Below are 21,696 nucleotides of genomic sequence, written 5' to 3' on the forward strand. Positions count from 1 at the left end.
GCGATTCATGAGTGGTCCCCCTCAGAGACCCGTGAATCACAATCCCGCCGTCAGAGGAACCCCTTTTATGGGTCCCGACCCTAGTCGCTACGGAGTGCCGGAGCAGATTGGCGCCTCGGGAAGGAGCATCGTCGATGCCCGCCCTCTCGAGCCCAAGTCTGACAATGCTTGAGACACTTGATCTCGCCGTATCCATCCGGCGCGTCTTACAATTAGCCGCCGAGGCGATCGCGCGCGACCACACCAATTTGCGGCTGCCCTGCGAGACAGGCCTGCGCAGTGGCTTGAATTGCCCCGGGTTTTCCGGAGGCCGTTTCGTTTGAGTCACGCGGCTATGGCTGGTTCATCCAACATGGCGTAGTAGCGTTTTTCGGCTTCGGCCGGCGGGATGTTGCCGATGGGCTCCAGCAGCCGGCGATTGTTGAACCAGTCGACCCATTCGAGCGTGGCGAACTCGACGGCCTCGAATGAGCGCCAGGGTCCGCGCCGATGGATCACCTCGGCCTTGTAAAGACCGTTGATCGTTTCGGCGAGAGCATTGTCGTAAGAGTGGCCGACACTGCCCACCGAAGGTTCGACGCCGGCCTCCACCAGGCGCTCGGTGTATCTGATAGAGACGTATTGGCTGCCTCTATCGCTGTGATGGATGAGCCAGCCTCCCTGCACGGGCCGCCGATCATGGAGAGCCTGTTCCAGAGCGTCCAGAACGAAGCTGGCATGCGCCGTCCGGCTCACCCGCCAGCCGAAGATCCTTCGCGCATAGGTGTCGATGAGAAAGGCGACATAGACGAAGCCCGTCCAGGTCGCGACGTAGGTGAAGTCGGAGACCCACAGCATGTTCGGCGCCGGCGCATGGAACTGGCGATTGACGATCGAGAGGGCATGGTGCGGCTTTGTCGCTCACCGTGGTGCGGATCGGCTTGCCGCGGATGATGCCTTCGAGCCCATGGCCTTCATCAGGCGGGCAATCGTGCATCGGGCGACATCGAAGCCCTCGCGTTGCAACTGCCGCCAGATCTTGCGAACGCCGTAGACGCGGAAGTTAGCCTCGAACACGCGTCGGATCTCATCCTTCAAAGCCTCATCCCGCTTCACCCGAGCCGACAGCCGGGAGGGATCGATGCGCTTGGCGACATGGTCGTGGTAGGTCGACGGGGCGATCGGCAGCACCTTGCAGATCGGCTCGACCCCATGCGCCTCGCGGTGATCGTCGATGAACGCGATCATGGCTTGAACCGGCGGTCGAGCTCCGCCTGGGCAAAATACGCGGAAGCCTTGCGAAGGATCTCGTTGGCTTGGCGAAGCTCGCGGTTCTCGCGTTCCAAAGCCTTGAGTTTCGTCGCCACATCCGTAGGCACACCGGCTCGCACGCCACTGTCGCGCTCGGCCTTCTTCACCCACTCATGCAGCGTCTGCGCCGTGCAGCCGATCTTGGCGGCGATCGACGAGACCGCCGCCCACCGCGAGGCATGCTCGCCTTCATGATCCAGAACCAGCCGCACCGCACGGGCTCGGACCTCGGGAGAGAACTTGTTGGTCGTCTTGCTTGTCATGGCTCCACCTTCTCAGGAGTTGGAGCCTCCGATCAACCCATGGCGGTTCAATCTGCCGATGAAGCTCGATGAATGCATTGATAGCTTCGATATGGTGAGGCGCGTCATTGCTGATCGCTCTGCGGAAGTCGTCTGTCTAAAGATTTCGAAGCAAGGAGGTCTATCCAAGGCGCGCCGCATGCGGGATATGCTTATAGATAATCGCATGCCCGTCGTTTCCGAAGATAGCTGGGGGGGCGAAATCACTACGGCAGCCGTAGCGCATTTTGCTGCCTCCACCCCCAATGAGTTCCTGATCAATACGACGGATCTGCATAACTACAACAACGAGCGCACCGGCACCCCTGGCCCACTAACCAGTGAGGGGAAGATGTTTGCATCGGACGCGCCTGGACTGGGGGTTGAGCCCCACCTCGAGAGCTTGGGCGCGCCGGGCGCGTCTTACCGGTAGCCCGCCCCCGAGTTTCGAACAGCCTTGGGCACTGGCAGTGCTCGACCCGGTCGAGGCCTCAATCTGGGGACGAGTGTTGCCGAAGGATGATCCCATCGATGCGCGGCACGTGGGCATTGGGTCCAGGCCGGGACGCCCGAACAGATTGCCGACAACAGGCGCGCTCGTGACCGGACCGCGAACGCTGTGCGACTATCTCGTCAACCGTTGCCGGCCATTCATCTACGCTACCGCGCCATCGCCGCTGATGGCGGTCGCGCGGCGCGCGAAGCCCTCGCCATGCTGTCCGACGAGCCCATGCGCCGTGTTCAGCTGCATGAACGCGTTGCCCTCGCAGGCCGCCAATTGGCCGATCGCTGCGCAGTAAAGCCCAGCGGCTCGCAGATCCAGCCAGTTGTCATCGGCGATGTCAGGCGCACAATGGCGGTCGCGGCGGCATTGCAGGCCCGCGGCTTCGACATACGCGGCATTCGTCCGCCGATCGTGCCCGAGGGCACATCGCGCTTGCGCATTTCGCTGACGCTCAACGTCGACGAAGCCGCCATTTCGGCCATGGTCGAGGCGCTCGTCGAGGTGTTGGCCCAGACATGACCGGAGGCGGCATGACCAAGCGCATCGTCATCACCGGAACAGACAAGACGGTGTTTTCGGCCGGGCTCGCTGGGCTGCTCGACGGTTTCTACTGGAAGCCACATGGCGCTGGCGAACGCCGGCATCGATCGCGGCGACATCGGTCTGTTGTTGCTCGCCACCTCGACGCCCGACCGCCTTCTGCCGCCCAGTGCGCCGCTGGTCGCACACCGGCTCGGGCTCGGCCGGGCAACGACCAAGCCGGGCTCCTTCAGCTCGTCCATGAGGGTCCCAGGGGTTTGCCGCCGCATTCGAGGACAATGATCCTCAATGTTCGACTTGGCGGAATATTCGAGGCTTTGGCTGCAGCCCGCGCATTCGCCCGGCTCGGGAGCGGTGTCCTTGAGCTACATTAGCCAAGAAGTGGCGGAACGGCGACTTTGTTGCGCGAGTTGAGTGGTGGTTCATGCGGGACGCTCGAAAAGGGTGCGCGGGAAGGCGCTCATCAGCTCCGCGCCATTTTCGGTTACCCGAACGGTATCGCTCACCATGTAGATTTCGCCGCGCTCGACGAAATTAGACTGGAAGTGGAAAGTCATGTTGGACACGATCTCGGTGTCATTGCTGGTCGTCAGGCTTGGGCCGTCGAGGAAGTCAAGACCAACGGAGTAGCCGATGCGCCCCTCTTTCGTGAGGCCGTACGGCCGGATAGCCGCTTGGAACGCGCGCGCCACATCGGCGCAGGTCGCGCCCGGGCGCATCGCGTCGATGGCAGCGTGGAATCCCGCCATGCCACCCTCGTGCCGATGCTTCAGGTGCGGTGTCGCCGGGCCGAGATGAGCCATCCGCGTCAGTGGAGCCGGGTACCGGTGCCGGCTAGCGGAAAACTCCAGATAATACTGCTGCCCGGCTGCAAATACATCGTCCATCCATATCTGGTGTGGCGCATTAGCGAACTCGCCACCTCGGATGTATGGTGGAAACGGCGGCGGTCCGCCGAAAATGCTCTCTGTCCCCGCGCAGAGCACCGACATGATTGCGGCAGCTGCCTCACAATGCCGCGCGCCGACAGCGATCTTGTCCATGCCAGCAAGCATTGCCCGGTCCGCGATCGCAGCTGCCTCGGTCATGTACAAAAGCTCGCGCTCGGACTTGACCAGCCTGCATTTCGATACCAAGCCGCCACCATCAAGCGGCACTTCAACTCCCAACGCGCCGATAAGCTTGTGGTAGGCTTGCACGCCCAGTCCAGACACTTCGACGGCTACACGCGCAGATGCGCCCATCTTGTCCTTGACGAACTGGCCGATCATTTCCCACGCACTGGCGTCTCCGGAGCCGCCGACATAACTTTCGGCATATGCGACAACCCGATCCTGCGGAAGCCAGCATCCGGCGTCGGTAGCCGTGTCGGCGTCCATCTTACGCAGGATGAAATACGGGTCGTCATCCAACGTCACGAGCGCAGCCTGCGGTTCGGCATCGGAAAAGGCGTCATACCCTAGTAAATAGCATTGACTCGATCCCGAGCTGACCACCAGCGCGTCCATCCCAGCATCGGACATCAACGCACGCAGCTTATTGACCCGAGCTCGATACTCCGACGTCTCAAACGACTGCACAATGTTCTGGCCGTTCATACAGAACGTCCTCTCCTAGTTTCGTTATCCGCTACCAGCTTGTCCAAGGTCCAAGGACCGCATCATCTGTCGGGAGGTTCTCGACAACATCTCTCGCACGATGTCGCGAAGTCGTCCGAGTCCCAGAATGGCTTGTGCCGCCACGGGCCGGGATTACCGGCCCCTCAGCGCGCATCCAATTTGTCTTACGGCGCTCGCCACCCAGCAAACCCTTCAGGAAAGGCTCGCCGACGCCGCAACTCGCTCCTGCGTGAACAGTCCGCGCATACCAGCTTTCTGTCACGCAGCACTATGCCCACAGTTCCAGCGTGGTCTTGATTGATGCACCCGTCATCCATGTCCTCCGAATCATGGCGACCTAAGCCGCCGCGTCCCGCAATCGAGCCCAGCTCTGGATTCCGCAGCCAACTAAAGGAGCACGATGCCACTCTAACGCCCTATTGATCCCAGCATCGGCATGTGAGCTTCGAATCAAATACTTCTTGAGTCACTTTCCACTATCGGTCCTCAATGGGCGTGATGGACCAATGAATCAAGTCGACGGCATGCTGAAGTATCGCCTCGGTGCGAGGAAGACTGGATGAAGCGGCGATGACATGTCCCAAACAGTCTCGAAAATCGCCTTTTCTAACAATCGGCGCCTTGGGTTTAAAATAAAATTTGACTTCAGAGACACCTGATATCGCGGCCGCCCGACTGTCGCCATCGATCCAATTGAGGATGCCATCGCGATCAGCAACCAGGAATCGCGCGGCCGCAGTCTTGGAATGGCTTCTATTCAAATTCCATTCGTCACCGGTGACAAGCTTAATGTGCTCCGTGACGAGATCGATACCGTAAGCCAATTGAACCATTTGAGGACCGGGCGAACCAGCAAGACGCGGATTGACTTCAATGACGACTGGTCCACACTTCGTCCATCGGAGCTCAACGTTCGTTGGCCCCCAGCCAAGGCCGAGAGCGCGCAAACAGCTCAGCGAAACATCGGCGAGACGCTCATACTCGTCATCAGTCAGCGGTGCCGGATAGGCGCCCCCACGATACACGAAATGCGGTGGGCCGTCGAAGTCAAGGGTGCTAACCCCAACGAGCTCATTGCCCATTATGTCAATGCAATAATGTGGGCCTTGTGCGAATTCTTCGACCAGTATCCTGATCGCCGCGCCGCACTGCCCGCCCAACAAGGAGTTCGTATGTTCGACTACCTCATCGGCAGTGCGGCACAACCGGACGCCGACGCTACCGCTGCCCACCGCAGGCTTAACTATCACCGGCAGTCCGATCTCCGCGGCAGAATCCTCTGCGTCCGCTGCATTGGCGGCCAAGCGATAAGCAGGCATCGGAACGCCTGAGGCCGCGAGAAGTTGACGCTGAGTGTACTTATCGCAGCATTGTTCAATAGCTTCCGGGTTCGGTCCAGGTAGATCGAAGTGGCGACCGAGCTTGCTGGCTGTCGCGTAGAACGAATCCTCAGCACCTGTGATGCCAGCAATGTCATAGGTCGCTTGGAGCCGGGAACATTCGCGGATCAGCGCATCCAGATCGTCTGTATCAACACGGATTGTCTCAACCCCTTTCGCCGCGAAATAGTCATACCGAGTTGGATCAGCCGAAAGGGTAATTGGCTGAAGGCCAAGACGCTGAGCAGCCTGGACGTAAAGCAAACCCGAGCCCATTATCGAGCCTCCAAGTAGAATCAGCGCTCTTGCCATTGGCTGTGAACCCCTTCTGTGCGTGCCGTGCGGCGGTCTGGACGATTCTCGGCCTCTGTGTAGCCACGCTTGGTAGCCACGCTTGACCTCGGACCTTGCACGGAGGCTAGCATCGTCAACGATTTTGCGGTGTTAAGAATCTGCGAATTTTTGTTTCGAGTTTTGTTGCAACGGCTGCCGTTCAAAGCTTTGTGTTCGTCTTTGCAACGAGCCGCTCCCGCGCGGCGATCGGGCCTGTATTGGGTTGGCTTCGCGTTGCTTCGGCCTCGAGCCTGTCAAGAAACTGGGCCGGCCAAGGCGGTCAAATCGTTATCAGGAGAACCTGAAGGAGAACAATGTCGCCCTTTTCAATCTGCTACGCCCCTTCATATTGGGCAAAAATGCGCGTCCTCGCCAAGCTGTGCCAGCTTGGCCGAGCCGCAGCACGGGCAGGTTGACGGTGCGGCGATGATGGCGCACTCACGCGGACGACCTGCCGTTATCCGACGCCTTAGCTCCCGGGCCAAAGATCTTCGCTAAGGGCTCCTCCATCATCCGCCTCATGAAAGTGGATTTGAATCACCCGCGAACACCGTCGTCACATCACAATGATTCATCGATCACAAGGCGCGCTCTAGCCTTAGTCAGCGGTCGATTTCGGGCGTGCTATTGATCGTTTCGACCGATATCACTCGCCCCGTCGTCGCCGACGTGATCGCGGCCTGCATGAGAGCGAGACTGCCAATATTGTCACGCCCCAGGCTGGCGAACGGTGCGACCGTGCCGATCTCGACGGCGCGCGCAAAGGTCGCCAAGCTTTCTCTACGTCCGAACGATGCCATCGCAGGAAGGTCGATCGGCACTACGGGATGGCCGCGCTTTCGGATACTGACGTGATCGCCCCCCAATGTGAAATCACGGTCACCGCGGCAGGTCCAGATGATCTCGCCCTCGGCGCATTCCAAATGCCACTCGCCGCCATACGGCGTCTCCACTCCACCACTAAGCCAATTGCCGCGATAAGTGACGACGGTGCCTCGATCGAAGATGATCGTCGCAGCCGCTGCTGGGGGCTCTCTGAACGAACTCCCTTGCGGCTGCCAAGCGGTACAATATACCTGCCGGGGTTCCTGCCCGAGCACCATACGCATCAAGTCAAAGTGGTGGATACCAAGATCCTCAAGAAGGGGCTGTCGTAAGGCGTAAAAAGGTTCATCGGCCGGCGTACAGTTCAGGAACCGCCGGAATTCGATGTGGACTGCACCTACCGGCCCGAGTACTTGCTCTCTGACAAGCCGGGCAGCACTGATAGCTGCAGGAAAGAAGCGGAAGTTCTGGCTGACCATAAGTGTTAGGTGGTAACGGTCCGCCAAATCAGCGAGGCGCTCCGCCTCGACGGTCGTTGAAACAAACGGCTTCTCCACCAATACGTGCTTCCCGGCCTCCAGAGCAAGTTCAACGAGAGAAGCATGGGCCCGGACGTCCGCCGTAACCAAGACAGCGTCGGCATCGATATTCGAGAGTGCTGCCTCCAAAGTTGGAAAGCACCGGTCCGGGCAAGCCCCCAGCCGCAGCTCCACTCGCTCCAGCGCCTCAGGATTCGGGTCGACCCAACCTACCGCCTCGATTTCGGGCACATAAGGTACGACCGTCTCAGCCCAGTCTGCACCCCATTCACCAAGCCCAACCTGAACTATCCTAGTTGGCATGGTACCACCTCCTATTTAGACTAGAATTCAATCCCGGCGACGAGGAACTGACGCATGCCGTCTATGTCGGCCATGGCAAGCACCTGCCGGCGCGCGTCAGGGCATCGATCTCCTCGCCAGACCGTGCGTCTCTAAGGGTAAGCCGCGCGTCTAAGGGACACTCGGCCCAGGAGAAGCCAGATAGATTTGAGCGATTACGGCACGAAAGGCGCCGGACGCCGGCCGGCACCTTGCCGCTCAAGCATCCAACCGGGATACTCGGAAGGCAGCGCGCTGACCTCATCCAGCCTGGCGAGATCGTCGGCGTCGAGCTTCAATCCGGTGGCCGCGAGGTTCTGTTCGAGCTGGTCCATGCGGCTGGCGCCGACGATGACGCTCATCACGAAAGGCTTGGCCAGCAGGTAGCCGAGCGCCACCGTGGCGACGCTGACGTCGTGCTTGGCGGCCATCTCGCGCATCACGGCGACCGCCGCCCAGGCGCAGTCCTCATTGACCGGCGGGAAGTTGAAATAGGCACGGCGGCCTTCGCCATTGCTCGGCGCGCCGGGACCGTATTTGCCGGAAAGCAGGCCGCCCGCCATCGGCGACCAGACCATAAGGCCGAGCTTTTCCTCGTTGAGCAGCGGAACGATCTCGCGCTCGAGGTCGCGCCCGGCGATCGAGTAGTAGGATTGGACTGTCTCGAAGCGGGCAAAGCCCTTGCGTTCGGCAATGCCAAGCGCCTTGGCGATGCGCCACGCTGCCCAATTGGAAAGGCCGACGTAGCGAACCTTGCCACTGGCAACGAGGTCATCGAGCGCCCGCAGCGTCTCGTCAATCGGCGTCACCGTGTCGTTGCCATGCAGCTGGTAGAGATCGATATGGTCGACTTGCAGACGTTCGAGGCTGGCATCGACCGAATCCATGATGTGACCGCGCGACGAGCCACGCTGGTTCGGGCCCTCGCCCATCGCCCCGTGGACCTTGGTGGCGATGACCATTTTTTGCCTGTCGACGCCGAGATCCCTCAGCGACTGGCCGAGCAGCCGCTCGGACTCACCGTACGAGTAAACGTCAGCGGTGTCGAAGAAATTGACGCCGGCGGCCAGCGAGCGCGCGACGATCTCGTTGACGCCTTTCTGGTCGAGGCTGGCGATCCCGTCCCATTCAGCGTTCTCCCCGGCGGCGCCGAAGGTCAGTGTGCCGAGGCAGAGTTCGGAGACGAACATGCCGGTACTGCCAAGCTGGTTGTAGCGCATGATGGAATTTTTCCCGAGAGAAGGATTGAATGACATGACGGAAATAGGAGCGGGCCGTGTCGTTTCAGACGTGGCCATAGTGCTCGCGATGAACGACAACTGAAAAGGCGTAGTCGAGCAGCGTACTCCAGGAGAAAATAGGCAACCTCACTTCGCGCTGCACACAGCGCGCGAACGGCTGAAGTCCTGTGCAAACGAAAATCAATGCGCACAGGTCGGCGTTCTTGGAGACAAAGTCCTTACACGCACTAACGAACTCGGCTTCGGCGCGTTCGAAACTGGCCCTGGGAACCGAAGACCACTTGTCTGCGCTCCACAAATTCTCGAATTCCGGGCACGAATAGTCCTCGGATACTCCCATGAACGCAAGGTTTGACGCCGGATCGATTCCGGCGCTGACGAGATGGTGCTCTGTCAGCCGCCGAGGGAAGGCACACACAATCCCAACGCGTCCCGTGCTTCCGGTCAGCCGCTGCGCCAGAGGTACCTGCAAAAGGCTCGACATAAATACAGGAACCGATACTTCGGCCGCCACCTCTTTTTGGAAATACGCAAAGTGAGCGCACTCAGCAGCGATGGCTCGACACCCCATACGTTCGAGTCGACGCGCGGCCTGCAGTATGGGTTCTAGGCAAGTGGATTTATCCGACTGAATTCCGAGCCGATCGAAGTCGACACCTTCGACTACGTCGTATTGGACGGGGAATTGATACGCACTTGCGTTCCGTACGGAGCCGGGAAAACCAGGGTATACCTCATCGAACAGCATGATCCCCAAACCCATGCCACAACCATATGTACCCGGTTGGGCGTGAATGACATCGATCCCAAAGTCGCGGTTCCCAGACATAATATGACTCCCAAGCTAAGAATGTAATGGCCATCGTGAGTAAGAATTAGCGCGCCGTTCGTCGCCATTTCTGGTGAGGAGCGACAGTAACTCTGAGCTAAACTTCGTCCGGCCCATCCGACAGTTGAAACAGGCATACCGCATATTGCATGTTAGAATCGGTCCAGTGCTGCACCGGGCGGAAGCCATAATCCATGAACACGTCATGCAACGCATATTTCTCCATCAAGGTGCGGATGAATTGAAGGGAGCACTGTCCCCCATGATAAGGCCGTCGCCAAAACCTGTCGCTTTAGGGAGTTTCAAGAGTCGTGCCAACTGCGCAGAAATATCCTTTGAAAGAGTTTTACGCCTGTTGCTCAATGGCTTGAATGTTCAAATATGACAGCGCAACGAAGCCACGTGGAACACGACCGTGTCTCAGACTCGACAAACCCGACAGTAAGTGTCGGTCGCTGGCCTCAACCGATTCATGTTGTCCGAGGCCGCAGGGCCCTGCCCAAGCCGGCAGTTAACCCCTCAGTGTAGGTGCGCGGCAAAGAGATGTTGAGGATATTGTGGCGGAGCTCGGAATGGCGTTGTCACGTTGTTTGAAATGTGGCCGCATGAGGCCGACACCGCGCTTTTCAGGCAGGCCGTGCACTCACGTCTTCCACGCGGAAGGATCGTTCGGCCTCCTCGATTCCTTAAGTTCTTCTTCCGACCTGCACACAGCCACCGACTGCGTGCGTGCCGACGACTTCATCGAGGTGCCAGACATCGTCTTTCGTCGGCGCCAACCATGCTGCCGCGTTCAACCGGTGCCGTCTTATCCGCTCCGCGATTCTCGCTCCAAGCCGCCCAAACCTAGTCTGTTTTATTGGAATGCGTCGTCGACCGAAGGTGTGGAAACAAACTGCCGTCGAAAATTTGATTAAGGTTCTTCGCGACAAAATCGGCAGCGCCGCTTTCGTCTTGACGCAACTCGCCGCAGCTGTTGAGGCCAGTCGTTACCAGAAGTGCGTCGAGCCCTGCAGCCTTTGCGCCCTTGATATCGGTATCAACCTGATCGCCGACCATCAAGAGACGGTCGCTACCAGCCCGAGTGATGCACTCTTCGAAAATCGCTCTTCCTGGCTTGCCCATATTCTCTACTGAGATTGGAGGGGCTCCGAAAGGCGCTAGTCCAGCTTTAAGCATTGGTCCTATTATGCCTGGTCCAAAGACGAGTGTGCCGTTTTTGCCAGGATAAATGATGTCCGCGTTTGCCGCTATAATACGGGGCATTTCACCCGTCTCGATCAGTCTGCGTTGAAAGGTCGACAGGATGTTATCGGCAGCCCGTTTAAAATCGAAACCTTCATCATCGAGCACTACGAGTGTGTCGAATGTCGCGGCCGTATCAGCGCAATGAAGATTTGGATGCTTACCCAAGATCTCAAGCGCAGCGTGTGCACTGCCCACATAGGAAACTAGCCGCCCGGACGCCAGCTCTTCGAGTACGCGATGCCGCGCAACACCTCCCGCGAAGACGATACGGTCGACTGCCGGAATCGGAAGTCCCGCGCCGCGGAGACGCGCTAATATCGTTTCCTCCGACCCACTGCTGATATTCGTCACGATGTAGTATGGCTGACCGGACGTATTAAGTCGGGCCAAGATATCAGCAGCGCCAGGCAGGGCTTCATTTTCGCTGACCAGGACCCCGGTCGCGTCGAAAAGTATCGCGTCATAGCAATCTGCCAGTGTCTGGGCAGGTGGGCTTTCGAGGACCGCGGTTTGAGGACAAGCCGATTCCGTCCTTGGCTGAACCGCGGGCGCCTTAGAGGGCGGAAAGTAGCCGTGACGCACGACCCTCGCTTCGGGTGGTATGCTGGCCGCGCACGTCTCGCTATACGCCCAGGCCAGCCACTCGCATAAGATCGCCAAGTCTTCTGCCTCGACCGTAGGCCCCGCCCATATCCGAAATCCGGGCGGCGCGTCACCGTAGCTCCAGATGTCAAAAGCCGCGCCTTCGGCTTCGAGTAGACGGATCATCTCCGCAACGATTTTGCCGTCGTCCTCTTTCTCGCCGGCAGCGTGCTGCTCTCGCACAAGCCGAAGAGTAATCGAACAGGTGGAGCGTGCTGCCGGATTGGTGCAAGTCCAATCGATCCAGGGAGTAGAGTTCACCCAGTCGTCCATCACAGCATAATTATTGGCAACCCTTTTCAGAAGTGCTGGTAGTCCACCGCACGCTTCTGCCCAGTCGAGCGCGGAATGGATATCCTCGACGGCGAACATGCTGGGGGTTGAGATCGTGCGGCCGCCAAAGAATGCCTTGTTTACAGATCCGTCGGCGTTGTGCAGTCTCATGAGCCTGGCTACGGGCTTACGTCCGCTGGCTTTCAACCGTGCCTGGGCCCGAGGCGAGAGTGCGATCATGCCATGGCCGCCTTCGCCCCCAAGCGCCTTCTGCCATGACCAGCACAGAACATCGATCCGATCGTAGTCGATGGGACTCGTAAAAGCTGCCGAGACGGCATCTGCGATCACAAGCCCGGCACGGTCAGGAAGAATCCAGTCAAGATCCGGTGGACAGACGCCGCTGTTGGTGCCGTTTAGCACTAGAACGATGTCGTGAGTGGGGTCGATCCCGCTCGTGCTCGGAAAATCTCCGAATGCACAAATGTGACGGCTTTGCGGGGCAAGCGCTAACGTATCGATCTCATTTGCCCAATACTGCGAGAAGTTGTCTGACAAGAATGTCTCGACTGGAAACGGGCCAAGCAGATTTTGTAAGGCCATGCTGCAGGCCCCAGTGCCTGAACCGGGCACGATTCCGCAGAGCCAGCTATCGGGCAGCTCTAGCAAAGAGGCCATGCGCCTGATTACTTCTCCTAGCCTTTCTGCTCCCTCGGAGCTCCGGTGACTCCGTCCAACATAGCGCAGCATAGTTGGGTGCACGCTCCAGCCGGGATGTTTGCGGCAAGGACCTGATGAAAACCGTGGATCGGACGGGGGGGCCGATGGTTTTGCTACCGCGTTTGGCAGGGTCATGGCTTCCTCCAAGTCGGGAAAAGAGGCACCTCGACAGAGATATCTGCGATCAGGCGATGTCCTGCGCCATTAGAGCCGACAGCTTTTCATCGGCAAAACTCATCCGTTCATCGGCGCGAAGTTCCGAGAGGCGGCTGATGATCGCGGCCTCAGACAAAGCCCCGCCTTCACAAAGCTTTTGAACATAGGACGGATGGATGAAGTTTGAGCCTGCGAATTGATATGCCGCGCTGCTGCCCCAGCCATACCGTTTGCGAAGCGGATCGAAGTGACGCAAGACGTGCTCGATGAGTCCCCGTTCCGTGGATGTTTCGAGGTGAGTGAGTAGCGGCAGGAGCTGCTCACTCGCGGTATTTCCTGCGCCGCGGCCCATGCCCCCCATGGTGCAGTCAATCCAGGTCGCTCCCGCCATAGCGGCGGCCACTGAATTGACCAGAGCATATCCGCGGTTGTCATGGCCATGGAATCCAATGTCAGGCTCAATTCGGTCGGCAAACCGGCTGATTAATTCCTGAACGCGGGTCGGCTTCATAGAGCCAAAGGAATCGGCAATATAAAGCACATCTATGCTGTCGACCTGCTTTACCTCCTTCAGGCACATCTCAACTTCTGCGGCATTTGCTGCGTCGATCTGCATGAGATTCACAAACACGCAAAAGCTCCTGTGAGACAACTCAGCGAAAATGTTCCTGCAGGCAGCCAAGTTGCTGTAATGCGTCGCCACGCGGACGGTCGTGATATGTCCTGGCACTAGTCCTTCTGTCAGGCGGGTCACGGCAAGAGGTATAGGCAGTTCGCTCGCAAGCACGTCCTTGGCATCGATCATCACGCATGCCTTGACTAGGAGACCGGCAGCCACCTGTTCGGCCTTAGAGCTCGTCACACTGGCGAAATATCCGTGGCTCTCAGGCTTTCCGGCGAGCCCCAGCTCGACCATGCGCACCGGGAGAGTGTTGATGGTAGCGACATAGTCCGACACCAGTTCCGGCGCGAAATCCCAACCCGTGTAATAGCCACCGTCGCGCAAGGTGCAGTCTAGGAAGTTCACTTCATCTGGTATTGTGTTTAACATTGCCCAGCCTCTTCAAAATACCGCCACAACATCGAAGCATGCTGCATCAGCTCGCGGCATAGCCCCCGTCGACATAAAGAATCTCGCCTGTTACGAACGATGCTGCTGGGCTCGCGAGGAAAATGTAAGGCCCAAAATACTCGGACAGATCGCCGCGGCGTCGCATCGGAGTGAGTTCCATTGCGCGGCGCTGATAAGGGGTATCGAGATTAGGGTGCACTCCATCCATGAAGTTGTTGATGAACCCAGGTGCGACGGCGTTCACACGAATACCCTTATCGGCCCATTCTACCGCCATGGTGCGCGTTAGTTGATTGACGCCTCCCTTACTCGCAGCATAGACAGCCAGGCCCGGTATGCCGAGCGAACTGGCGACCGAAGAAGTCATGATGATGCTGCCGCCGCCTTGTTCCAGCATTGCCTGGGCGGCAAACTTCGCACAATAATAATAGCCCCGCAGATTGGTATCGACGATTTCGCCCCATTCCCGCTCTTCAAATGAATGCGCTGGCTTAATGATGTCGGTACCTGCGTTGCAGACCATCACATCGATCTGCCCGAACCGGTCGACCGTGCCACTGATCAGTGCCTTGCAATCGTCGTGCGACCGCACATCGGCGCGGATAGCCGTCACGTCGATTCCTTGGCCCGCAAGTTCGGCCTCTGCTTCGGTCAGCTCTTCAACATTGTGCGAGGAAAGGACTATCTTCGCGCCCAATCGTCCAAAGCAGGCGGCGAGCGACTTCCCTAGACCGCGACTCGAGCCTGAAATGCAGACCACCTTGCCATCAACTCCGAAGAGCTCTTGGTATCCTTCTGCACCAGTCGCATAATTATGAGCGGTATCTGACATAAAGATTACCCAATCCAGCTATGAATACACGCATGTGCGGTTGAACGGCCGAGATCGATGACTGCGTTGGCTTCGTTCATGCGATGGCTCGTAGTGCGATGATTTGTTCAGACGGTTGCACTCAGCCCACCATCGATGACGATCAGGGCGCCGCTGACATAGGCCGCGCGAGCGCTGGCCAAGAATGCAGCAACTGCCGCGAATTCCGAGGGATCGCCAAGGCGCCGGGCCGGGGTCCTATCCTCAAGCGCACGGATGGCTTCGGCGTGGTCTCCGAGGCGATTGGCTTCGTGGATCGCGGTGCTGTGTGCTCCAGGAGCCAGCACGTTTACGGTGATATTCTCACCCGACAATTCTTGTACGAGCGTGTGGCAGTAAGGCACTAGCCCTGCTCGTGCGACACCCGACAGCGCGAAATGTACTGGGGTCCGTACAATAGCCTCGGAAGCGAGCATCAATATTCGCCCCGCCGGCGAGCGCCGCAGATGCGGCAAGGCGGCCGTAACTAGATTTATCGAAGGTAAAAGCACTCGGTCAAACGCATCGTCGAAATCCTTAGGCGTCATGGCCGAGGGTGGCCCGGCAGAAACGCCGCCGCAATTCGTCACCAAGATGTCGACACATCGAAAATGCTCTGCTGTTTCGGCAACCCAAGCTGCTGCATCAGCGCAGTCAGTTACATCGGTCGCGCGTGCCAGTACTTCGGCGCCTTTGCTGCGCAACCAGTCCACTGCTCTTTCTAGCCGCGCCGGATCCCGCCCACAGATGGACAGGCGGCAGCCTTCGTTGGCTAACTCCTCAGCTGTGGCCAAACCTAAGCCGCTTGAGGCGGCCGCGACCATTGCCACCTTGCCGTCAAGCCCTAAATCCATCTTTACCCCCAATTGACATCGCCACGCTTCTTGGCACCGTTGCAGTCAGCCAAGCATGTGCTGTGCCAAACGAAAAATCCGCTTACAACAACATGATAGCCCTGCTGATAAAATGTCGGTTGTGCTCTTACGTCGGATCCCCGACATTTGTGTCGCATGCACGCCGATACGCCTTCCAGTTCTGAAGACAGCGTTGGGTAAGCAACTTAATTTTTTGCCCAAGTCGAATTAGATTAGATTAGTCATGTAAGAGGTCGGGCCTCACTGGGCGGCGTGCAGCTCCATCGCTATCGACGTTCGCCGCGTCAATATCACCAAACTCTCGAGCCATTCGAATACGCCAAAGGCGAAGGTGATCGGGGCGCACCGACGTGCCATGATCGACCATACGTTACCGCAGAGTGTGCGACTCTGCTCAACAGAAGCGTTGTCGGCGATGACGATGGAAGGCGACTCCGCTCCTGCTGGCGTTGTGAGACAAAGCCGGGCGGACCCGTTCGACCTGGATGCAGTACTGCCCTACTTGCCTCGCCGACAACGACGCTCGTACTTTCGCCGTCCCTGGCGGCGGGCGACGCGGATCTCGTGCTTTGCACATGGTCCCGGTCTGCGTGATCGATGTCCCACCGGTCCAAGCGGGATTGCCTTCTTCGACCAGATCGAACTGATGCCGCAGCACTTCTGCGCCCGATGCGCTTTCGATCTGCGCAGGGCATCGAAGGTGTTCGTGAAACCGTCGGCATGACGGCTGGAACAGTCAATTGACGATATCTGCAAGGTGGGATGGCCAAGGGATCGACGACGGTCGGCGACCTGACTTCGCGCCTGCCGCACGCGCCTATTTTGCCGGCGTCTCCTTGGGGAAGACGCTGACGAACCTGTCCGCACTGCAGCCAGCCGCATTGCAGCGCTGTCGAGCCAATCTATAGCCACAAAGCCATGCTGCTGTACACGAGGCAGAAGACCTCTGTGCAACGGAATTGCTTTTCGACGGGTCGACGCTTGGGCCGAGGCCGACGACCATCTTGGAAACACTGTGTGCGCCTGCAACGCTATTAAGCAGAAAAGCACGGCCAAATCGGCGCTGGTGCAAGGTTTCGGCCTCAATGTCGGATACCCGACAGGATCGCAAACCTGTGCCCGTTGCATTGCTGATGTTTTGCTCTGGCACATTCGATGCAGGGGATCTCCCGAACGCAGCAAGCGGATATCTTCCTATGATCAAACCCACCGAAAAATGCTGTCGCCGCATTCATGACCGCGCCCTCGCAGGTCGCCAAGCCGGTCGAAGGGCGGCTCATCACGAACGAGGCGGCTACCTGGCCCCAATTGCAATGAGGGTAGGCTGCGAAAGCATCTCGCTGACCACGCCGGGGTCGTCGAGGCGGGCGGGTTCTCGGTGCGAGCCACGCGCCACATGTCGCCGCCATAAGTGCCGATCTCCACACGGAGCCGGAATCCGCGGGCATCACACCCGACAACACGAACGCTCGGACAAACTGTTGCAAATCGGGCGGTGCTGACGATGCCGGCGGGGCGGGTAAGTCCAACGGCCATGGCCGACATTCGCGGCGCACAGGTTCCGATTGGGACGCAAGCAAGACAACTGGAGCTCTCATGCACATCCTAGAAACGTCGCGTCTTATCTTAAGACCGCCGTCGCATAGCGACGAGCTTCTTTTACATGGACTTCATAGCGATCCGTTCGTGGTGAACGCCATCGGGGATGGAGTCTATCCGACGATAGAGCAGTCGAAAGCTGCACTGCTTCACTTTATCAATCATTGGCAGCTGAATCGTTTCGGCTTATGGATGGTATTCGTCAAGGATAAAGGCCAAGCTAGAAAATTCGCTGGCTATTGCGGATTGATTTGCAGCGGGCCGAATCTGTCCCACGTCTCGAATGATGTAGATATCGTAACTTGCCTCCACCTTGCGGCCTCGGGGAAGGGGATCGCCGTCGAAGCCGGCAGGGCAGTAGTCCAGTTTGCGTTCGAGCGATTGAAGGTTAAGAAAGTGACCGGATGGATTCGTCCAGAAAACACCCGTTCGCGTCGAAAAAATATGAAGATTGGATTTTCACATGTAGGTGACCGAATGTTAATGGAGATAACTCCAGAAACTGCCGTAAAAATCGACAATTTACTTATTTTAGATAGTGCGTAGCCAGACGTAGCAATTTGATAATCCTGATGACCAACTGCATAGTTGGTGCGCTGCTAAATGCTTGAGCGACGCGGGCGGGCATCGGCTCCAGCGATCGCATGGTGCAAGGCGCGCATAGATCGCGGATACGCTTGTGCAGCTGTCCCTCGCGCTCGGCCTTGGCGAGCTTGGCGTTATTGTCGGCGAGCGTGGAGAAGTTGGATGCTCTTTTGCGGCTTTGACGGCTTCGACGGCGAGCGCGGTTGCCGATGGCTCTTGCCGGTGCCGGGCGGGCAAGAAGATGAACTGCCTCCGCCCGCTCGATGAACTTCAGTTCGGCCCGCCATGATGCGGTTTTGTCAAGAGATGGCTGGAAAGAGGGCTGGAAGCCAAGGTGCTTAGCCAGCGAGCGATTGTAGGTGATGTGGCCTTCGTTTTTCGCCGGTAATCGCCGTCTTCATCCTGCCGTAGAGGATCTCGATCGGCACTCCTCCAATGGCGTAGAAAGCCTGCATATGACAGCGCAGCAGCCTCTGCAGGTCCTGGTGCATGACGTAGCGGGCGAAGATGCAACGCGAGTGGTCAGGCACAAGCGAGAACAGCCAGACAAGGCGCATCACGCCCGGCGCGTTCGATGAACTCGGTGACCGCGCAAAGTCGACCTGTGCTTGAAATCCGGCCGGGGTCCGAACCACACCTCGAAGGGACGCACTTGCTCTTTGCGGTCGGATCGCGGCCACGAAGCGCTTCACGGCAGTGTAGGCGCCGTCATGGCCGCGCTCACGAATCTCGCGCAAAATGCATCGCGAGATTCCGGATCATCTGCTCAAGCACGTTTCGCCGCTGAGCTGGGAACACATCAATCTGACCGGCATCTACACTTGGGATGCAGAACATCAGATACCTGAAGGCCTTCCGGTCGCTCAGACTTCCGGCTTGGTTACGCCACGCCGCATGACGTCATGCTCCATTCGGCCTTCTGTATCGGGCCTTTATCAACCAAAGACAGCTACGGCCGATTTGATGGTGACGCCGCCATCGAGGGTTCGGCGCATCTGACGTCCCGTAGCGGCGCGAAAGACAGTCGGCAGTTGCAGCGCTGGCGGCACCCTGGCTGATGCTTCAGTCGGACAAGCGCTTGTCCTCGTTCCGGCTCCCCGAGATCCTTGGCGTGAGCCAACCGACGGCCTGGCGCATGTGTCACGCCCTGCAGCTGATGGTGGCGCGGGAAAACATTCTCGACGGCACGAACCACAGATCCCATGATTTGCGGCGCAGGCAGATTAGACTGCGCCATCTCAAACTCTGGAGGCCTGATCATGTTGCAATCATTCAACGGCGCAGAAGTTGTCCAATACGATCGTACGCTCGTACTGGCTATCGAACTAAGCAACAAAAACTGGGTTTTGGCGGCCCAGGTGCCCGGCCTGCCGCAGACCAAGGCGAAGCGTGCCATTGAGCCAGATAAGCTTGCTCTTCAGTCCGCAATCGATGGCTATCGTGCTCGTGCTGCTGCTGCCGGCCACCCGGTAGATCGGGTGGTGGCGACCTACGAAGCTGGATGGTCCGGGTTCTGGCTTGCCAGATGGCTGATTGCCAAGGCGTGGAGGTCCATGTCGTCCAGCCTTCCAGCGTGCCCGTCGATCGTCGCATGCGTCGCGCAAAGTCGGACGGGATCGACGCCGAGTTACTCCTGCGTACACTGCTGGCGTGGCTTCGCGGCGAACCGCGCGTCTGCTCCATGGTACCGATCCCTGACGAAGCCGATGAGGATGCACGGCGCTCTGTCCGCGAACGAACAGAGCTCGTGTCCGAACGCGTCAGCCTTGCCAACCGGATCGGTGCTGTCCTCGCGACGCTCGGCGTCGAGGACTACAACCCGCTCCTGAAAAACCGCCGGCGGCGTCTGGCCGACCTTCGTACCGCTCTGGGTGACCCAATGCCACCTCACGCCCTCGCCAATATCGAACGGTTGCTGAGCCGGCTGGAGCTCGTTCTCGATCAGATCGCCACGCTGGAACACGACCGCGATGCGGTAGCGGAGGTGCCCGCTTCGGATGATGCCAGTCGGATGATCCAGCAGCTCTGCAGTCTGCGCGGTAGCAGAGTGCCACAATATTGGTCCGCGAGGCCTTCGTCCGTCGCTTCGCTAATGCCAAAGCGCTCGGATCTTAGTGTCTGCTCCAAAAAGACGTGAGTGATTTCAGCGGGTTGTGATTCTGTCGGATTGCTGAGATTCGACGGAGATCATGATGCCCTGGACCGAAACCACTCGCCCCCACTATGAACGGCGCTGCCCGCGCTACGCAAGCGACCTGACGGACGCGGAGTGGACGCTGATCGAGCCGCTGATGCGGCACCGAACCGCATTGGCCGACCTCGGAAAACGGACCTGCGCGAGGTCGTGAACGCCATGCTTTACATGGCTTCGTCGGGCGGAGCATGGCGGCTGTTGCCGAAGGACTTCCCGCCATTCTCGACGGTGCAGAAATACTTCTGGCGCTGGCGGGACGAAGGATTGCTGCGCGCCATCAACAATGAACTCGTCATGGCGGCACGCGAACGGGAAGGCCGGCAGGCGAGCCCGTCCGCCGGCGTCATCGACAGCCAGAGCGTGAAAACCACCGAAAGCGGCGGAATACGTGGCTTCGATGCGGGCAAGAAGGTCAAGGGTCGCAAGCGGCACATCGTCGTCGACACGCTGGGCCTGCTGGTCGGCGTCGTCATTCACGCCGCCGACATTCAGGATCGCGACGGCGCGCCTGCCGTCCTGAAATCTATCCTCAAACGCTGGCCGTGGCTGCGCCATGTCTTCGCGGATGGAGGCTATGCCGGACCGAAACTGCGGGGCGCCCTGCAAAAGGTCGGCAAGTTCACGATAGAGATCGTCAAGCGGACGGACAACGCTAAGGGCTTCGAGGTCCTGCCCCGCCGCTGGGTCGTGGAGCGAACCTTCGCATGGCTGGGCAGATGCCGAAGGCTTGCAAAGGACTTCGAGCGATCCATCGAATCCGCTCAGGCCTGGATCTTCATAGCAAACATCCGCATGCTCACCCGAAGGCTCGCAAGGGCCTGAAAACCTGGCGATCATTCTGATTCAGACACTTATGCAGGTCTTACTGCGACGCCTTACAACAGTGGTGGAGTGGAACGCGAGCAAGGGATCGGAAAGGCCGGGAACCGGCGGCTTCGAACGGTGATGGTGGGGCGTCCCGAACAAGCGCTGAGTGCGCTCTACGAAAGATCGTTGTCGCCATCTCATCCGCAATCGTCCCAAGCGCATTTGGCGACTACGTGCTGACCTCTCGAGTGGAGTGCTTTCAAGTTGCGGTCCCTTTTCAAATCTCGATTTGCTAGCCCCTAGGCGGCCCGTGCGGACGAATACCCAAGTCCCAGTGGCAGCACAGCTGCCGCAGCTTCAGCCTGCGACTTCATCACGGCTCAACACGAGGGCTTCTGACGCCTCACGCCTGACCGACCGCCCGGAGGCACCACCACTGGGGCGCCGTATTCGTCGATGAGCAGAGGACCGGTAGTGAGCACATTCTGAGATCGAGGACCGACTGAGCACCGGAACAAGTATTTGTGCCACTGCTCCTCCGAATCGGCAACACGGTCGGCCCTGCGAACATGCCGAAGCGACTGTGAAACTTCAGGCCACTAACCGGTGCTAGCCAGCCGGACTGCGCGGATCAGAATTCCGCCGGGCGACTTCCTGTCGCGATATGCTGAGGCGACTCGCGCTCCCTTCCATTGCTTTGGCGGCCAACTCGGCCGAGACGCTGAGACCCCCATCAGCTATCGGCCATGGAGGGATGAAACCCAACACAACGCTTGCGTCAGTGATGGTCGGGTCAACATCGCCGCAACTATAACATGCCGGGCGGGGTTGGACCCTGCCCTTCGTGGACCCCTTGGAGCCCCGTACCCTGATCAATCCAGGCCAGACTGCCGCCACCGGTAACAACTTCGGCGATGTCGATATTCTGTATACGGACCAGTTCTCCGCTTCCCCTCGGCAGGCGGCTGCTGCT

General features: G+C 58.9%; 14 protein-coding genes, 9 pseudogenes and 1 other annotated feature. Of the genes and pseudogenes, 10 read left to right on the forward strand and 13 right to left on the reverse strand.

What is annotated here, in order from left to right; all coding sequences use genetic code 11:
• Nucleotides 1–324 precede the first annotated feature (324 nt).
• Nucleotides 325–1,553 (reverse strand): annotated as a pseudogene (locus NKJ67_RS29220) (IS3 family transposase).
• Nucleotides 1,153–1,269 (reverse strand) — a sequence feature (AL1L pseudoknot). It overlaps the preceding pseudogene by 117 nt.
• Between NKJ67_RS29220 and NKJ67_RS29225 the strand changes: the two are divergent.
• The 4 genes and pseudogenes from NKJ67_RS29225 to NKJ67_RS29240 all read left to right on the forward strand — a co-directional run.
• Nucleotides 1,534–2,004 carry an enolase C-terminal domain-like protein gene (locus NKJ67_RS29225; protein WP_352584674.1) on the forward strand — a complete coding sequence of 157 codons (471 nt, stop codon included), beginning with the start codon at nt 1,534–1,536 and terminating at the stop codon, nt 2,002–2,004. The pseudogene NKJ67_RS29220 and the gene NKJ67_RS29225 overlap by 20 nt on opposite strands.
• A gap of 145 nt (nt 2,005–2,149) precedes the next feature.
• Nucleotides 2,150–2,595 (forward strand): annotated as a pseudogene (locus tag NKJ67_RS29230) (aminotransferase class I/II-fold pyridoxal phosphate-dependent enzyme); the annotation flags it as partial.
• Nucleotides 2,596–2,606: 11 nt separating this feature from the next.
• Nucleotides 2,607–2,708 (forward strand): annotated as a pseudogene (locus NKJ67_RS29235) (dethiobiotin synthase); the annotation flags it as partial.
• Nucleotides 2,698–2,826 (forward strand): annotated as a pseudogene (locus NKJ67_RS29240) (3-oxoacyl-ACP synthase); the annotation flags it as partial. The pseudogenes NKJ67_RS29235 and NKJ67_RS29240, both read left to right, overlap by 11 nt.
• Nucleotides 2,827–3,038: 212 nt before the next feature.
• On the opposite strand, the gene NKJ67_RS29245 reads toward NKJ67_RS29240, so the two are convergent.
• The 10 genes and pseudogenes from NKJ67_RS29245 to NKJ67_RS29290 all read right to left on the reverse strand — a co-directional run bounded on the left by NKJ67_RS29245 (nt 3,039) and on the right by NKJ67_RS29290 (nt 15,529).
• Nucleotides 3,039–4,214: a M24 family metallopeptidase gene (locus NKJ67_RS29245; RefSeq protein WP_352584676.1), complete on the reverse strand. Its 1,176-nt coding sequence runs from the start codon at nt 4,212–4,214 to the stop codon at nt 3,039–3,041.
• A 52-nt stretch (nt 4,215–4,266) separates the two neighbouring features.
• Nucleotides 4,267–4,566: pseudogene (locus tag NKJ67_RS29250) on the reverse strand (IS701 family transposase); the annotation flags it as partial.
• 145 nt (nt 4,567–4,711) lie between these two features.
• Complete coding sequence (locus NKJ67_RS29255; RefSeq protein ID WP_352584678.1) at nt 4,712–5,926, reverse strand: ATP-grasp domain-containing protein; 1,215 nt, start codon at nt 5,924–5,926, stop codon at nt 4,712–4,714.
• 623 nt (nt 5,927–6,549) lie between these two features.
• Entirely contained in the window at nt 6,550–7,614 is a 1,065-nt protein-coding gene (locus NKJ67_RS29260; RefSeq protein WP_352584680.1) for a Gfo/Idh/MocA family protein, read from the reverse strand.
• Nucleotides 7,615–7,808: 194 nt separating this feature from the next.
• Nucleotides 7,809–8,852: an aldo/keto reductase gene (locus tag NKJ67_RS29265; RefSeq protein ID WP_352584682.1), complete on the reverse strand. Its 1,044-nt coding sequence runs from the start codon at nt 8,850–8,852 to the stop codon at nt 7,809–7,811.
• Nucleotides 8,853–8,916: 64 nt separating this feature from the next.
• Entirely contained in the window at nt 8,917–9,702 is a 786-nt protein-coding gene (locus tag NKJ67_RS29270) for an aspartate/glutamate racemase family protein (protein WP_352584683.1), read from the reverse strand.
• Between the two features lie 846 nt (nt 9,703–10,548).
• The gene (locus NKJ67_RS29275) at nt 10,549–12,543 is read right to left on the reverse strand and encodes an HAD-IA family hydrolase (RefSeq protein WP_352584685.1); all 1,995 of its coding nucleotides are present in this window, start codon (nt 12,541–12,543) and stop codon (nt 10,549–10,551) included.
• Between the two features lie 226 nt (nt 12,544–12,769).
• Nucleotides 12,770–13,792, reverse strand: a complete 1,023-nt coding sequence (locus tag NKJ67_RS29280) for a hydroxymethylglutaryl-CoA lyase-like TIM-barrel protein (protein WP_352584687.1) — start codon at nt 13,790–13,792, stop codon at nt 12,770–12,772.
• 46 nt (nt 13,793–13,838) lie between these two features.
• On the reverse strand, nt 13,839–14,645 hold the full coding sequence (locus NKJ67_RS29285; protein ID WP_352584689.1) for an SDR family NAD(P)-dependent oxidoreductase: 807 nt from the start codon (nt 14,643–14,645) through the stop codon (nt 13,839–13,841).
• 107 nt (nt 14,646–14,752) lie between these two features.
• Nucleotides 14,753–15,529: an SDR family oxidoreductase gene (locus NKJ67_RS29290; RefSeq protein ID WP_352584691.1), complete on the reverse strand. Its 777-nt coding sequence runs from the start codon at nt 15,527–15,529 to the stop codon at nt 14,753–14,755.
• A 1,605-nt stretch (nt 15,530–17,134) separates the two neighbouring features.
• On the opposite strand from NKJ67_RS29290, the gene NKJ67_RS29295 reads away from it, so the two are divergent.
• Nucleotides 17,135–17,683 (forward strand): GNAT family N-acetyltransferase, encoded by a 549-nt coding sequence (locus NKJ67_RS29295; RefSeq protein ID WP_352584693.1) that lies wholly within the window; start codon nt 17,135–17,137, stop codon nt 17,681–17,683.
• Nucleotides 17,684–18,041: 358 nt separating this feature from the next.
• Here the strand turns inward: NKJ67_RS29295 and NKJ67_RS35210 are convergent.
• A pseudogene (locus NKJ67_RS35210) lies at nt 18,042–18,462 on the reverse strand (IS21 family transposase); the annotation flags it as partial.
• On the opposite strand from NKJ67_RS35210, the gene NKJ67_RS35215 reads away from it, so the two are divergent.
• From NKJ67_RS35215 to NKJ67_RS29325, 5 genes and pseudogenes are all read left to right on the forward strand, one after another.
• Nucleotides 18,461–18,721, forward strand: a complete 261-nt coding sequence (locus NKJ67_RS35215; protein WP_502905249.1) for a hypothetical protein — start codon at nt 18,461–18,463, stop codon at nt 18,719–18,721. The pseudogene NKJ67_RS35210 and the gene NKJ67_RS35215 overlap by 2 nt on opposite strands.
• Before the next feature lie 40 nt (nt 18,722–18,761).
• Nucleotides 18,762–18,926, forward strand: a pseudogene (locus NKJ67_RS29310) (IS1595 family transposase); the annotation flags it as partial.
• Nucleotides 18,927–18,981: 55 nt separating this feature from the next.
• Nucleotides 18,982–19,834 (forward strand): annotated as a pseudogene (locus tag NKJ67_RS29315) (IS110 family transposase); the annotation flags it as partial.
• An 80-nt stretch (nt 19,835–19,914) separates the two neighbouring features.
• Nucleotides 19,915–20,738, forward strand: a protein-coding gene (locus NKJ67_RS29320) for an IS5 family transposase (RefSeq protein ID WP_352584695.1) whose coding sequence is annotated in 2 segments (ribosomal slippage) — nt 19,915–20,017 and nt 20,017–20,738 — 825 coding nt in all. Because the reading frame shifts where the segments join, the coding sequence is not laid out codon by codon here.
• 30 nt (nt 20,739–20,768) lie between these two features.
• Nucleotides 20,769–20,867: pseudogene (locus NKJ67_RS29325) on the forward strand (transposase); the annotation flags it as partial.
• Between the two features lie 465 nt (nt 20,868–21,332).
• Here NKJ67_RS29325 and NKJ67_RS29330 read toward each other — a convergent pair.
• Nucleotides 21,333–21,620: a hydantoinase/oxoprolinase family protein gene (locus tag NKJ67_RS29330; protein ID WP_352584697.1), complete on the reverse strand. Its 288-nt coding sequence runs from the start codon at nt 21,618–21,620 to the stop codon at nt 21,333–21,335.
• Between the last annotated feature and the right edge of the window lie 76 nt (nt 21,621–21,696).

This window comes from Mesorhizobium sp. M0088 (assembly GCF_040322895.1).
Taxonomy (GTDB): domain Bacteria; phylum Pseudomonadota; class Alphaproteobacteria; order Rhizobiales; family Rhizobiaceae; genus Mesorhizobium.

Excerpts from the sequence above, each read along its gene's own strand:
- NKJ67_RS29255 (WP_352584678.1), bottom strand. The coding sequence starts at position 5,926 with ATGGCAAGAGCGCTGATTCTACTTGGAGGCTCGATAATGGGCTCGGGT.
- NKJ67_RS29280 (WP_352584687.1), bottom strand. The coding sequence starts at position 13,792 with ATGTTAAACACAATACCAGATGAAGTGAACTTCCTAGACTGCACCTTG.
- NKJ67_RS29295 (WP_352584693.1), top strand. The coding sequence starts at position 17,135 with ATGCACATCCTAGAAACGTCGCGTCTTATCTTAAGACCGCCGTCGCAT.
- NKJ67_RS29245 (WP_352584676.1), bottom strand. The coding sequence starts at position 4,214 with ATGAACGGCCAGAACATTGTGCAGTCGTTTGAGACGTCGGAGTATCGA.
- NKJ67_RS29265 (WP_352584682.1), bottom strand. The coding sequence starts at position 8,852 with ATGCGCTACAACCAGCTTGGCAGTACCGGCATGTTCGTCTCCGAACTC.
- NKJ67_RS35215 (WP_502905249.1), top strand. The coding sequence starts at position 18,461 with ATGCATCGCGAGATTCCGGATCATCTGCTCAAGCACGTTTCGCCGCTG.
- NKJ67_RS29285 (WP_352584689.1), bottom strand. The coding sequence starts at position 14,645 with ATGTCAGATACCGCTCATAATTATGCGACTGGTGCAGAAGGATACCAA.
- NKJ67_RS29270 (WP_352584683.1), bottom strand. The coding sequence starts at position 9,702 with ATGTCTGGGAACCGCGACTTTGGGATCGATGTCATTCACGCCCAACCG.
- NKJ67_RS29275 (WP_352584685.1), bottom strand. The coding sequence starts at position 12,543 with ATGGCCTCTTTGCTAGAGCTGCCCGATAGCTGGCTCTGCGGAATCGTG.
- NKJ67_RS29260 (WP_352584680.1), bottom strand. The coding sequence starts at position 7,614 with ATGCCAACTAGGATAGTTCAGGTTGGGCTTGGTGAATGGGGTGCAGAC.